General features: G+C 50.3%; 13 protein-coding genes. 11 read left to right on the top strand and 2 right to left on the bottom strand.

Features of this window, described 5'->3' with window-relative positions:
* The 11 genes from G7090_RS22290 (at position 1) to G7090_RS22240 (ending at position 11,666) form a co-directional block, all read left to right on the top strand.
* Positions 1 to 1,269: a beta-ketoacyl synthase gene (locus G7090_RS22290; RefSeq protein ID WP_166184615.1), complete on the top strand. Its 1,269-nt coding sequence runs from the start codon at positions 1 to 3 to the stop codon at positions 1,267 to 1,269.
* On the top strand, positions 1,269 to 2,081 hold the full coding sequence (locus G7090_RS22285; RefSeq protein ID WP_166184612.1) for a MaoC/PaaZ C-terminal domain-containing protein: 813 nt from the start codon (positions 1,269 to 1,271) through the stop codon (positions 2,079 to 2,081). The genes G7090_RS22290 and G7090_RS22285 overlap by 1 nt, the downstream gene beginning before the upstream one ends.
* 73 nt (positions 2,082 to 2,154) lie before the next feature.
* Positions 2,155 to 2,403, top strand: coding sequence for an acyl carrier protein (locus tag G7090_RS22280; protein ID WP_166184609.1), 249 nt, complete (start codon positions 2,155 to 2,157; stop codon positions 2,401 to 2,403).
* Positions 2,404 to 2,406: 3 nt separating this feature from the next.
* Complete coding sequence (locus tag G7090_RS22275) at positions 2,407 to 3,141, top strand: SDR family NAD(P)-dependent oxidoreductase (protein ID WP_166184606.1); 735 nt, start codon at positions 2,407 to 2,409, stop codon at positions 3,139 to 3,141.
* Positions 3,142 to 4,535: 1,394 nt separating this feature from the next.
* Positions 4,536 to 5,066, top strand: a complete 531-nt coding sequence (locus G7090_RS22270; protein WP_166184603.1) for a fimbrial protein — start codon at positions 4,536 to 4,538, stop codon at positions 5,064 to 5,066.
* A gap of 78 nt (positions 5,067 to 5,144) precedes the next feature.
* Positions 5,145 to 5,831, top strand: coding sequence for a molecular chaperone (locus G7090_RS22265; protein WP_166184600.1), 687 nt, complete (start codon positions 5,145 to 5,147; stop codon positions 5,829 to 5,831).
* 92 nt (positions 5,832 to 5,923) lie between these two features.
* Complete coding sequence (locus G7090_RS22260; protein ID WP_166184595.1) at positions 5,924 to 8,473, top strand: fimbria/pilus outer membrane usher protein; 2,550 nt, start codon at positions 5,924 to 5,926, stop codon at positions 8,471 to 8,473.
* Positions 8,474 to 8,481: 8 nt separating this feature from the next.
* Entirely contained in the window at positions 8,482 to 9,576 is a 1,095-nt protein-coding gene (locus G7090_RS22255; protein ID WP_166184592.1) for a fimbrial protein, read from the top strand.
* Between the two features lie 23 nt (positions 9,577 to 9,599).
* On the top strand, positions 9,600 to 10,145 hold the full coding sequence (locus tag G7090_RS22250) for a fimbrial protein (RefSeq protein ID WP_166184589.1): 546 nt from the start codon (positions 9,600 to 9,602) through the stop codon (positions 10,143 to 10,145).
* 102 nt (positions 10,146 to 10,247) lie between these two features.
* The gene (locus G7090_RS22245) at positions 10,248 to 10,958 is read left to right on the top strand and encodes a response regulator transcription factor (protein WP_225760014.1); all 711 of its coding nucleotides are present in this window, start codon (positions 10,248 to 10,250) and stop codon (positions 10,956 to 10,958) included.
* 57 nt (positions 10,959 to 11,015) lie between these two features.
* A complete protein-coding gene (locus G7090_RS22240; protein ID WP_166184585.1) occupies positions 11,016 to 11,666 on the top strand; it encodes a LuxR C-terminal-related transcriptional regulator in 651 nt (216 codons plus the stop codon).
* Positions 11,667 to 11,798: 132 nt separating this feature from the next.
* Here G7090_RS22240 and gorA read toward each other — a convergent pair whose 3' ends face one another.
* Both gorA and G7090_RS22230 read right to left on the bottom strand, forming a co-directional pair.
* The gene (gene gorA, locus G7090_RS22235) at positions 11,799 to 13,151 is read right to left on the bottom strand and encodes a glutathione-disulfide reductase (RefSeq protein ID WP_166184582.1); all 1,353 of its coding nucleotides are present in this window, start codon (positions 13,149 to 13,151) and stop codon (positions 11,799 to 11,801) included.
* 70 nt (positions 13,152 to 13,221) lie between these two features.
* Positions 13,222 to 14,064: a 23S rRNA (adenine(2030)-N(6))-methyltransferase RlmJ gene (locus tag G7090_RS22230; RefSeq protein ID WP_166184577.1), complete on the bottom strand. Its 843-nt coding sequence runs from the start codon at positions 14,062 to 14,064 to the stop codon at positions 13,222 to 13,224.
* Positions 14,065 to 14,250: the final 186 nt, after the last annotated feature.

Raw genomic sequence — 14,250 nt, 5'->3', positions numbered from 1 at the left:
ATGGACATCGACGTTTCACAGACAAGGGGCGCGCCGCGTCGGGTTGTGGTCACCGGTTATGGTGCGGTGACGCCGCTGGGTATGAATTCCACCCAGAGCTGGGCAGCCATCATGGATTACCAGGTTGGTTATCGTTACTGCGATAAATCAGCCGCCGGGATTAAATCCCGTTTTTATGGCCTCATTGATGAGGAGCCTTCGCTCAAAGGCGTGCCTGCCGCGATCAGACGTCGGCTGCCTCGCTATGCGCGGTTGACTCTGGCCTCTGCGCGTGAAGCCATGCAGATGGCGTTTGGCGATGAGAAGCCAGAGCAGCATTACGATCTGCGCGACTGCGGCGTCATCATGGGCACCGGCTGGGCTGGCCAGGACGAGACGCAGCAATACTACGATGACTATCTGCGTACCGGTGTCGGTTCACCCTTTGGCTGTTTTTTCTCGATGCCTAACGTATCCACGGCAGCGGTCAGCCTTCTTTGGGGGCTGCGTGGCTATCAAAATACACCGGTGGCGGCTTGCGCGACGGGCACGATCGCGATTGGCGATGCATTCGAAGTGATCCGCAATGGCCGCGCAAGCATGATGCTGGCTGGCGCGGGTGAATCTCTACGCTCCGATTCAGCAGTATGGAATATCGATGTGCTGGGCGCGCTGGCCAGCGAGCAGGAGGAGATCACGCGTGCCTGCTGCCCGTTCAGCCCCCATCGCAACGGCTTTGTACTGAGTGAGGGCGCGGCGGTGTTGTGTCTGGAGGAGCGTGAATCTGCTATCGCGCGCGGGGCTAATATTCTGGGCGAAATTTTGGGTTACGGAAGTTTCTCTGATGCCTGTGATTTTACCGCACCGGCTGAGGATAAAATTGCGCGGGTACAGACTATTCGCAATGCGCTTAAACAGGCCGGCATTACTGCGAGCGATCTGGATTACATCAACGCTCACGGCACCTCAACACCGCTCAACGATCTTAATGAAACTGAGGCGATCAAGATTGCCCTGGGTGAGGCGGCCTATGTGACGCCATGTTCGAGCACCAAATCCTACACTGGCCATCTGATCGCAGCAGCAGGCAGTTTTGAATCGATTTTATGCCTTCAGGCCATGGAACATCAGATAGTGCCTGCGACCTGTCACCTTGATGCGTCCGATCCGCAATGCGATCTGGATTATGTACCGAATGTGCATCGTCCGGCGAAACTTAATACCACGCTCAATCTGAGTTTTGGGTTTGGTGGGGCAAATGCGGCGTTGGTTATCGGGCGAGGAAAATAATGTTCCTGAACTACAGTCTGCGTGATGCCGAACGCTGGGCGGAATTTTCCGGTGACTATAATCCGATTCATTTTGACGTTGCGAAGGCGAAGCAACTTGGCATGGACGGATTATGCGTACACGGTATGCGCGCGATGCTGGATGTAAAATCTGCGCTCAGTGCTACCCTGGAAAAACGCGCGTTAGCATCCTGCGGCCTGGTGTTTAGCTGCCGTTTGCGTGAGCCGGTGGCGTGCGGAACGCCCTATCAGTTATCCGTCGGTGAAACATGCCGCAATGAACAGGTGCAGGTTAGCGGGAAATTGCTGAATGCTCATACGCAGCAGATCGGTATGAGCAGCAGGCTGACCAGTAACGGTGCGCTGGTTTTATCGCCCATCAAGCAGGTGAAAACGCTCGATGGAGAAACACTGGCAACGCTTTACGCTCCCTTTCTTGCCGTGCAAAGCCAGGCCGCACCCCTGTGGAACTTTCTCGACGCGCTGTTGTTCCGCCAGATGGTAAATGACCCGGCTACGCTGGAAACCGTGCATAGCATTATCCCTCAGTCTGAGGCTGCCAGTTTGAGCGACGTTTTCAGCCAGGTACAGGTCGTACAGACCCACCATGAAACGCATTTCTCTCCACGTCTGTTGAGCCCGTGGCAGGAAAGGCAGCCACTTGAATCCCTGGATTACTGTATTCAGCCGACGCTGGTGATGGGTGAAAAAAACAGTGGGCTGGTTTTACTGGCCAACATTCAGGCCTGGAGCGCCGGTGAGCCGCTCATGTCTGTCACAGTTACCTTAAAAGCCAGTCCGCTGGTGGGTTAACCGACCCGGATCTTCAACAAAACACAATCAATCTCAACATACAACTGAGATGTCTGAATTAAAGGAATAAAACATGACGCAATTTGATGAAGTTTACAGCAAGGTTTGTGAGATGTTATGCGACGCGAAGGACCTGGAAATGGACGATCTGAATCCGGATATGCCGCTCTATCAACTGAAACTCGATAGCCTGGATTATGTGGAACTGATGGTGCTGGCCAAAAAAGAGTTTGGTGTCACCGTGGAATCCGAGCTGTTCGTGGATAACATCAACATGACGCTGCGTGAGTTATGCCAGTACCTCAGCGATAAAAGTCATTAAATCATGAGCAAGAAATGGATTTTAGTGACCGGTGGAAGCCGGGGGATCGGGCGTGCCGCGGTGCTGCGCCTGGCAAAAGAGTGGAACGTGGTGTTCACGTGGTATCAGAATGAAAATGCAGCCCTGGAAGTAGAACAGGCCTGCGCGGGATTACCGGGCAGGGTAGAAAGCTATCAGTGTGACGGATGTGATGAGCAGGCAGTATTTCGTCTTTCTGGCGAATTGCTGGCACAATATGGTGCGCCTCATGCGATTGTGCACAATGCGGGTATCACGCTCGACGCTCTGCACATCCACCAAAACTCCGATAACTGGCGCAAAGTGCTGGATACCAACCTTAACGCCATCTTCTACTGGAACCATCAGCTGATCGAACCGATGATGATGCAGGGCAGAGGTTCTGTGGTGATGATGTCTTCCGTTACCGGTGTGAAAGGTAATAGTGGGCAAAGCGCCTATGGGGCGAGCAAAGCAGCAATGATTGGTCTGGCACGGACAATGGCGGTGGAGTTAGGGCGTTTTGGCGTGCGGGTCAATTGCCTGCTGCCCGGTTATATCGACACTGAAATTATGGCCGATATGCCCAAAGAAAAGCGGGTAGCGCTGCGTCAGACCATTCCAATGAAACGCTTCGGAAAAGTAGAAGAAGTGTCCGGGGCGGTGGCGTGGCTGGTCAGCGATGACAGTACTTATATGACCGGGCAAACGCTTATTCTGGACGGGGGTCTTTCCGCCTGATCCGGACCTTGACAGAATATTTTTCATAAAAAGGACGCTATGCGTCCTTTTTTTTTACTGATGTGTAAAGTCCCTGCTTGCGAAAACCTCCTTAATTTGAAGAAAAAACGCTGCTGAATCACAAAAAAAGCAGCAAACCTCTAAGAAATTTCCTTGCGTAACGCGCCATTCCTAAGGAGTAAATACCATCTATTTGTTTGAAGTATGCAAGCTAAAGAGATGGTTTGATTTTTATTTGATGTTTTAAGTGGGCTGGAAATACCACCAAATCTTTTTATCTTAAATCTAAGGAGTTTAAGAACATCTTTTTATTGTAATCAACAACCCTGTTTCGTACATGCTGATCACAGTGCTCATCGTCATTGGTTCTTTTCTTTCTTGATATGCCTTGTTAAGCACTAATATTTAACGGAGATGATTTTTTGCTTCTCTTCAATGGGCGGTTTAGAAAGCGACTGAACAGAGAGGTGAATAATAATTAGAGCTTAAAACCCCACTGCGCAAAAATAATATTAAGCATTTTTCTAAAACATCATGTAAACGAAAAAGATCCATACTATCCGGCCCATCTGCGTTAACGAAATTGCGTAATGTTATGCTGCAAAAAAAACGAGGCTTTTTTGCTATTGATTTATATTGCTTTTATAGTGGCTGCTGCACCTGCAAGACCAGCGGCAGCGCTGTCAGATAACGTGATGGGAAGTACCATTTTCATCCCTTGATTAAATAATTAATTTCAAATCCAGTTATATTTATAACCAGGAGGCGTTATTAATGTTTTTACTATGTAACATACAGTGATGACATTGGCTCTTATTTTCCACTTCTGACACCAGCAAGGTGTAAAGTTATCAGGTTAAACAGTTCCTATGTAAAGGTGAGTTTCATTAAGTTGGCGCATTTTAAATGCGAAGAATAATCCATAGATAATACAGCGCTATTATATTATCGCCATGCTCATAACGCAGTGGATATATGAGTGGAGAGTAAGGAATTAGATCTTGTTTAGTGATGATGTACGAAAGTCTCTCCTGAAGGGCGCGTGGTTTGAATTTCATTTTATAAATAAGTGTGATGAATATAAGAAATAACCGAGAGGATTAATTATGACACGATACAGGAGAACACGGTAAGGCATTGAAGTATCTATCTTAAAAATAAATCAATCCGGGTTGCGGGAGTCAGTATTGACATCAATTATCCAGCTCACTACATTTAGCGCCAATTTAGTTCAAAATGGATTGTGTGTTTGGATAATTCCATACATTGAATTTATTGAATGAAGTCGGAAGCTTCATGAGCTAAATAAAAGGAATGACATACGGCTTTGTCAAAAGTAATTCGATATCCGGTTTCAGGCACATCGATATACATTGTTAATAGGGATACATTTAATGAAAAAGAATCTTCTTGCTGTTGCACTGATGGCTACCTCTGTATTTGCTTCTTCTGCTATTGCTGCTATTGCTGCTAGTGGTTCTGTGAATTTCATCGGTACCATCACCGATAACGTCTGTGTGGTTGATGCTGCGTCAAAAAACCAGGACGTTCAGATGGGTAATATTGACCGTCTCGAATTCCCTGTTGCAGGTGCTACGGCAGCTGCTAAGAAATTCACACTGGTACTGAAAGACTGCCCAGAAACCGTGACCGGTGCGACCGTGCGTTTCGACGGTAACCAGGTCCCGGGTGATAACAGCGTACTGGCCCTGACTGCTGGTTCCGATACTGCAACTGGCGTGGGTATCCAGATTTCTGACAACCAGAACAAAGTGATGCCACTGTACGAAGACTCATCCGTTTATGAACTGAAGAAAAATGTCGAAAACAAACTGGACTTCACCGCACGTTATATCGCCCTGACTGACAGCGTTACAGTAGGTAAAGCGAACGCTGTAACCCAGTTCACTATCGATTATAAGTAATTTCCGCTGAGCTAAATCAGACCGGGGGCATTTCCTGCCTCTGGTCTTTTTTAAACGGTTAAGACAGGCAGGGACAGCATGAAAACATGGCGCGCTACAGTAGCGGCAGCATTATTAATCGCCTTTGGTACAACGGCGCAGGCTGGTATTGTCGTAGGTGGCACACGTCTGGTCTATGACGGCGGCAAGAAAGAGTCATCCATTAATGTCGGTAATCCTGATAATAATACCTATCTCATTCAATCATGGGTGGATAGTGGGGATACACCGCAGGGCACACGAGCGGCAAAAGCTCCCTTTGTTGTTACTCCACCTTTATTCCGACTGGACGCTAACCAACAAAATATTCTGCGTGTAGTGCGTGCCGGGGGCAATCTACCAGAGAATAAAGAATCTCTGTTCTGGTTAAACATCAAATCGATTCCTTCAGCAGAGAAGAGAGAAAACACGCTGCAAATTGCGGTGAAAACCCGTATCAAACTTATTTTCCGTCCTGCCGGGGTTAAAAGCATGCTGGATGAGTCAGCGAAAAGCTTGACCTGGAAACGGGCAGGGAACCGGCTTCAGGTAACCAATCCCTCTCCGCATTACATCACTTTTTTCAACGTTAAAATCAATGGTTCTACGCTGAAAAACGTCACCATGGTGGCGCCGCAATCGGATGCCAGTTTTGATTTACCAGCTAATGTGGCGGGAGGTTCGCTGAGTTGGCAGTTTATCAATGATTACGGTGGCATCAGTAAAGTTCTGTCTGCCAGTCTCTGATCTCCATTGTCGGAGTTCTGTTTCGTTGATTAAACAAGGAAGTCAATAAAACGTTAGTCATCCAAGCTGCGTTAACAAATGGAAAAATAAAAATGAACAATATAACGAAGAGCCATACTTCGAGAGGTTTTTCACGTTCTCGTCTTGCCTTATTGGTGACATGTCAGATAGCCATGTTAATGAGCGGGACGGGACTGGCTAACGCTGCGGGCTATTTTAACCCCGCTTTACTTGAAATTGATAATCCAAACCAGGGCAATGCGGATTTATCTATATTTGAAGACGGGGCGGTGCAGCCTCCGGGTACTTACCGTGTCGATATTTACCTCAATGGGATGGAAGTCGACAGTCGGGATGTAAAATTTGTTCTGGCGACAGATGCTTCCGGGAAACAAAGTCTCCAGCCATGTCTGAGTGGTGAGTTGCTTCAGAATATGGGCGTAAGAATAGGGATGTTCCGCAGCCTGAAAGCTTCTGATGAATGCGCCGATTTTACCGGCGCGATAGCGAAATCCTCTGCTGATTTCCGCTTCAATCAGCAACGCCTGGATCTGAGCATACCTCAGGCGGCGCTAAGCTCTCAGGCCCGCGGTTACGTTTCTCCCGATAAATGGGATTCAGGGATCCCTGCCTTGCTGATGAATTACAGCTTCAGCGGCGCAAACACGGAGGCGCGAAATAGTGACGGTAGTGACTCTGATACCTATTACCTGAACTTGCGTTCAGGAGCGAATCTGGGTGCCTGGCGTCTTCGCAATTATTCAACCTGGAACCGTGACAGCAAGGGTAATGAGCACTGGGATTCAATCAATACCTATCTCCAGCGTGACATTCAGGTATTAAGAGCTCAGCTGACCCTGGGCGACAGCAACTCACCCACGGATATTTTCGATACTGTGCCATTCCGCGGCGTGCAGCTGGCCTCTGACGATGACATGCTGCCAGATAGCATGAAGGGCTATTCACCCGTGGTTCGTGGTATTGCCCAGAGCAACGCCCAAGTCACTATCCGCCAGAACGGCTACGTCATCTACCAAAGCTACGTTCCTGCCGGCGCATTTGCCATTTCTGACCTCTACCCGACGGCGGGCAGTGGTGACCTTAACGTAACAATTAAAGAAGCCGATGGTACCGAACGTACCATGGTCGTGCCTTTTGCTTCCGTGCCAGTACTTCAGCGTGAAGGACATCTGAAATACAGTATCACCAGTGGCCAGTACCGCTCATATAACGATGATGTCGAAAAGACCATGTTCACCCAGGGGACTGCAATTTACGGTTTGCCGCACGGTGTCACTATTTATGGCGGGGCGCAGGCCGCGAGTAAATACCAGTCGCTGGCAATGGGTTTTGGTAAAAACCTTGGCATCATCGGTGCTCTGTCCGCCGATATCACGCAGGCGTGGACCAAGCAGGAGCATATGGCCAAAGACAGCGGACAATCTTACCGACTGCGCTATGGCAAAAGCTTCGTTGAAACCGGAACTAACTTCAGTCTTGCCAGCTATCGCTATTCCACTTCCGGGTTTTATACCCTGCAAGAGGCGCTGGATAGCTATGCCGGTGGAAACAATTATTCCAGCGATCATAAAAAGAGCCGTGCTGAACTGACCCTTAGCCAGAACCTGTGGAAAGAGGGGGGCGCACTCTCGTTGAATCTGGTGAAAGAAGAATACTGGAACAACAACCGTTCTACCGAATCTGCCGGTGTGGGTTACAACAACACCTGGAAAGGGATCGCTTATGGGATTAACTACACCTATAACCGCAATGGTCTGGATAGCAGAAACAAACGGACTTACTACACCGATCAAATTGTAGCGGTAAACGTCAGTGTCTCATTAGATCAATGGTTACCAGGCAGCTACGCCACTTACAACCTCAATAGCAGTGAAAATGGTAACACTTCACAAAACATCGGCCTCAGTGGTACGGCGCTGCCTGATAACAACCTGAATTACAGCATCAGTCAGGGATACACCTCTCAAGGAGAAGGTGCTAACGGTTACGCCAGTGCAGATTATAAAGGCGGCTACGGTGAAGTGAATGTGGGTTATGGATATGACCGCAGTCAGCGACGTATGGATTACGGCCTGCAAGGCGGCATTCTGCTGCATGAAAACGGTGTGACCCTTTCGCAACCCTTGAGCGAAACGGTGGCGTTAGTTAAGGCTCCGGGTGCAGACGATGTAAGCATCACCAGCAATACCGGTGTGAAAACGGACTGGCGTGGCTATGCAGTTGTCCCTTACGTCACCGCGTACCGTCGTAACCAAATTTCTCTCGATACCGCAACCTTGCCAGACGATGTGGATATGACCCTGACCAGTGCGTCGGTGATCCCAACCCGCGGGGCGGTGGTGCGTGCAGACTTTAATCCGAACGTTGGTCAACGTGCACTGATGACGCTGATCCGTGCTAATGGTGAGGCTGTTCCTTTTGGTGCAACCGTGAGTCGTGAAGACGACAAAAAGAACGGTGGCAGCATTGTCGGCGATGGTGGACAGGTTTATCTGTCGGGCATGTCCGATAGCGGAACGCTCAAGGTGACATGGGGCAGCAGAGCGGATCAGACCTGCCGGGTGAGCTACAGCGTATCAACCACACCGGGAATTCAACTTATCAACGGAGACTGCCGGTAAGGCGGGATATGGAAATGAACGATTGTACGAATCAATTTTTCGCAGAGGCCACTTCACGCCGCAATCTATTTCGCCGTTATCTGGGTGGAAAAAACGGTGCGTTGATCTGCCTGATGCTGGCGGGTGGGATGTTAAGCACGGCTGCCCGGGCGGGAACGTGTGAGGCGCAAGGAGGATCAAAAGCCTTTAACTTCATAATGGACTACAGGTTAGACAATCCGACGGAAAACACCGCAGGAAGGGTAGTCCAGAATGCCTATCAGTGGAACCTAAACCAGGACTACGGCGTAGTCTGTGCTTGTACTGGACAATATACCGAAGCTTTTATCACGGCAAAAGTGCCGGATACCGGGGAGGTCTATAGCGATGGTAGCCTCCATTATTTCCGTATCAATGATTATCTGGCTGCCGCCACTTCAGTATTCGTTGGAGGGAATCTTGGAAAGAATTTGCCAACACCCTTCCCAAGCACCAGTAATCTACAGTCGGTGTCACAAAACTGTAGCTTCGCCGTCTATAGCACAGGATCGAAAGGGAATGTATCCCTTTACTTCATACGGCCATTTGTAGGGGTACAAACCATACCTCTGACCAAACTGGTAGATGTGTATGTCGCTACTGACCCCACATCGCAATCGTCTACACCAGTCTCAGTCGTCTGGATGAGCGGAACGGTGACAGTGCCTCAGTCGTGCGTCATTAATGGCGGTGGCGTAATTAACGTGCCGTTCGGCGACATCCTGTCCGGGAATATTGCCACTAAAGGGGAAAAGGCCAAAAACTTCACGCCAAAAACCGTCAACTTTGATGTTGCGTGCACCAACATTTCAGAAGGGGTGAAAGTCAGCCTCACTTTCCAGGGCACCCCGGATGCGACCGACCCTACTGCGCTGGCCACAACCAATAAAGATGTTGGTGTCAGAATTCAGAACCCTGCAGGGGCACCTGTCGCCCCTCAGAGCGGGGAGCTACCGCTGACAATGGACTACAGCAGTCAGGTGGGAACCTCGGCGATCAGCTTATTTCCATTTAATACCACTGGTAAAGCCCCTGAGACGGGTGACTTCACCGCAACAGCCACTATCCGTGCTGAAATACAATAAACCCGGAAAACCGGTAAGGGAAAATGATGAAGGAATCAACGTTTTTATTGACGAATAAGCGAAAAGCGCCAGCGTTACTTCTGGGTCTGGTGGCCGTTATAGCGTCGCATTCAGCTATTGCTGATACTCAGCTGAACATTACAGGTACCATTAAAGCCTCGCCGTGCACTATCAACATACCTACTGGCGGAGTAAATGTGGATCTGGGGGACAGTATTGAAGCTTCATCCCTGATTACGGCAGGCTCGGCAACTGCCTGGAAACCTATTGCAATTGAAGTGAATAGTTGCCCTGCAACGACGACGTCAGCCACCATGACGCTGAACGGTACGGCGGATACCACCGAAACCCAAATGTACAAAAACACCGGATCAGCAACTGAGGTGCAAATCGAGCTGCAAAGCGCTGCAGGTGCATCCCTGGGAAATGGCTCGACGATGGTTCAGGATATTGATTCCAAGACCAATGGCACGACTTTTAATATGCAGGCCCGTGCTTACAGCTCGGCGGGTAAAGCGACACCGGGTGACATCAACGGTGTCGTACAGCTTAGCTTTGTATACCAGTAAAAGAAGTCAGTGCGGAAACAGGACGTTTCCGCACGTAAATTAAAGCAGCATTCTCGGTCAAACTTCCGCGCGGAACGCTACTAAGAATTCAAGGAAAGTAAGATGAGCAGTGTAGATAGCTCAACATCTGACCCTTTTGCATCATGCACCTCTCCCTCAGATACAGTAAGGAAAGGCGTATTGATCATGGACGCATGTCCCGTCACTGCAATGGGTATCAAACGCGTATTGACGCAGTCCTGTGGGCTCACCGCGCCTGTAAACTACGTCCAAAATCTTGCCGGGATCTCGCAGTGCATCGACAGCATGTTGCCAAAGTTGCTTATCATGGATCTCTGTGGTGAAAAGGAACTTATGCTTGATGGGTTGCGTTTGTTAGCCCATCTGCACGACTCACATCCTTTAATGAAAATTATAGTTTGTACTGATTTTAGCGATCATCGTGTTCTTGAGCTGTTGGTGTCATCGAAGGTCAGCGGCATTTTACTGAAGCAAGAGCCAGTACTGGCTCTGGCACAGTGTGTCACCAACGCGTTGTCCGGAAAACCTCAGTGGCTGAGCCCAAGAGCAAAACTGCTGCTCTCTAAAGCGACCCCAGCCTATCCGTCGCTGACCGCCCGGGAGCTGGACGTGCTTGCCTGTCTTTTCTCAGGTCAGAGTGTTTCTCGAGTGGCGCAGACGATGCATCGCAATATCCGAACTGTGAGCACACATAAGCGTAATGCAATGGTGAAACTGGGTTTTCATAATGACAGCGAACTCTTTGCTCAGGGCACCTGGATGGCAAAAGTTGGCCCCGTTGTCTGCCATTAAAGATTGTGCATATGAACCTGTGGGGGAAACTCCGGCTCAGTCAGGAGTAACGACGTTATGAATTTATCTTACTCACCTGCGCGAACGGTCGCATTGATGGATAGCCAACCTCTGTCACTTTTCGGACTATCGACACTCATTCAGACTATTGATCCGACATGCGATATCCAGATCAAAGAGTCGAGCCTGGGCAAAATCGCAGAAGCAATGATGTATCAGTCCGTGGATATTCTCGTTACCGATCTGCAAAGCGCAGAAGAAGATCTGCAGCAAGGCCTGGATATTCTCTTACGTCTGGGGTCGCATTATCCCGACTTGAACGTAGTGGTATACACGTTCTGCCATGACTGCAACGCGTTGTGGAAGTTACTCAATCAACAAAACTTCAGCGTAATCGCGCGCGGTGAGTCAATGGAAGATACAGAAGGATTCTTCAAAAAAGCGTTTGCCCACAAGCGGGTATTAAGCCCTGTAATCTGCAGCGATCTCAGCCGTATTAATCAGAAAAATGAGACAGTGTTATCCAGATTAACGCCAAGTGAAACGGATGTGCTAAAGCATCTGTTTAACGGGATGGATTTGCAGCAAGTTGCCAGTATGAAGCAATTAAGTATCAAAACTATCAGCGCGCATAAGTGTAATGCAATGCGTAAACTCGGGGTACAAACTGATTCAGAACTTTTTGTTTTATTAAATAATACGTTTTAACGAGTCGTAATAATTTTTTATAATGACGTGTCGACCCGGTGAATTAACGTTGTACTGAAACCGTAAATGAAAAACTGGCAGTAAACTGCCAGTTTTCATGGATGCGCAAGGCGCCGGGCTTATTACTTTGCATTAACGCATAGTGACAAACTCTTCTGCCGCCGTCGGGTGGATCGCCACGGTATTATCGAAGTCTTTCTTGGTCGCACCCATTTTCAGCGCCACCGCAAAGCCCTGCAGGATCTCATCCATACCGAAGCCAATCCCGTGGATACCGACGATCTTCTCCTCCGGGCCGACGCAGACTAACTTCATACGGCACGGCTGACGGTGAGCGGTTACGGCGGTATACATGGCGGTGAAGGCGGATTTATACACTTTCACCTGGTCGTCGCCATAGTGCGCGCGCGCCTGCGGTTCGGTTAAACCAACGGTGCCGATTGGCGGGTGGCTGAAGACCACGGTCGGGATATTGCTGTAGTCCAGATGCTCGTCCGGTTTGTTGTTAAACAGACGCTCGGAGAGACGACGACCCGCGGCCACGGCCACCGGCGTCAGCTCAACCGCACCGGTGTTATCGCCCACGGCGTAAATGCCCGGCACGCTGGTGTTCTGGAACTTATCGACAACGATGTAGCCTTTCTCATTGGTTTTCACGCCAGTGGCGGACAGGTTGAAGTTGTCGTTTGCCGGTTCGCGGCCAATGGCCCAGATCAGGCAATCGACGGTCTGGCTACGACCATCTTCCAGCTCCAGGGTCAGGCTACCGTCGGCGTTTTTGACGACTGCTTTTGGAATAGATTCGGTATGCAGATGCGGACCTTCTGCATTCATCACTTCCACCAGCGTATCAACGATCAGCGGGTCGAAGCTGCGCAGCGGAGCGTGTTTACGCACAAACAGGTGCGCTTCTGCGCCCAGGCCGTTAATCACGCCCGCCAGCTCTACGGCGATATAACCCGCGCCCACAACGGCAACGCGTTTTGGCAGAGCAGGCAGTTCAAAGAAACCGTCGGAGTCGATGCCGTATTCCGCACCCGGAATAGACGGGTGGCTCGGACGACCGCCGGTGGCGATCAGGATATGATCGGCAGTGATCGTTTCGCCGTTCACTTCGATCGTCTTCGCATCAACGAAACGGGCGAAACCGCGGATCACATCGACGTTGTTCTTACCCAGCACATTGTCGTAAGAGGTGTGAATGCGGTCAATGTAGGCGGTACGGCTGGCGATCAGACGATCCCAGTCGAAGTTATTGATGGTGGTGTCAAAACCATAGTCCGGGCCATACAGGTGGATGGCTTCACGGATCTGCGCCGCATGCCACATCACTTTTTTCGGTACACAACCGACGTTGACGCAGGTGCCACCGAGGTCTTTCGCTTCAATCAGGGCGCACTTCTGGCCATACATGGCCGCACGGTTAATCGAGGCGATGCCGCCGCTGCCGCCGCCGATAGCGATGTAGTCATAATGCTTAGTCATGGTCTTATCCTTAATCGTTAATTGCCGCGATTGTATACCTGAAATCAATAGCTTCCACCGATTGCTGTAATTACTCAGGCACGATCCAGCTGACGGTGGCGTGGCCGGTACCGGCCGGAACCAGCTTTTTGTGCAGCCACGGCAGGACGTTATTCATCTGCGCTTCCAGCTTCCACGGTGGGTTAACCACGATCATGCCGGAGGCGGTCATGCCGCGTCGATCGCTGTCCGGGAGAACCGCCAGCTCAATTTGCAGGATCTTACGGATGCCTGTCGCTTCCAGATCCTTGATCATGCGTTTGATTTGCGAGCGCAGCACCACCGGATACCACAGGGCATAGGTGCCGGTGGCAAAGCGTTTGTAACCTTCGTGGATGCCCGCGACCACCGCCTGATAGTCACTTTTGATCTCATACGGCGGGTCGATCAGCACCAGGCCGCGACGGGACACCGGCGGGAGCTTCGCTTTCAGCTGCTGGTAACCGTCCGATTTTTCCACGCGTGCGCGGCTGTCTTTCTGGAATTCAGAGCGCAGCAGCGGGAAATCGCTCGGGTGCAGTTCGGTCAGCTGAAGGCTGTCCTGCTCGCGCAGCAGCTGGCGGGCAATCAGCGGTGAGCCCGGATAGTAACGTAGCTGGCCGCTGCGGTTGAAGTGGTTAATCACGTTGATGTACGGCTCAAGCTCTGCCGGCAGATCGTCCTGCTGCCAGATACGGGCGATGCCCTCGAGGTATTCCCCGGTACGCTCGGCGTGTGCACTGCTCAGCTGATAGCGGCCCGCGCCAGCATGGGTATCCAGATAGAGAAAAGGTTTATCTTTCTCTTTAAGGGCCTCGATAATCAGGCTCTGAACGGTATGTTTAAGAACGTCGGCGTGGTTGCCCGCGTGAAAGCTGTGGCGATAACTGAGCATGGGTAAATGTGTTCCGATAATGTCGATTGGCCACAGTTTACAGCAGAAAGGTGCAGATTACCCGCAGGCCTGGTAAGCGCAGCCCTGGCGGGCGTTTTTCTGTCACCTCAGCCATTGAAATTCACTACACTTAACCCCATCCTGGAAACAATATGCTCGCGCAGGATGCGCGCTTCATTCACTCAT

It is taken from the genome of Leclercia sp. 29361, assembly GCF_011290365.1.
GTDB lineage: Bacteria > Pseudomonadota > Gammaproteobacteria > Enterobacterales > Enterobacteriaceae > Enterobacter > Enterobacter tamurae.
This window is presented reverse-complemented; position numbering and strand designations above follow the sequence as displayed.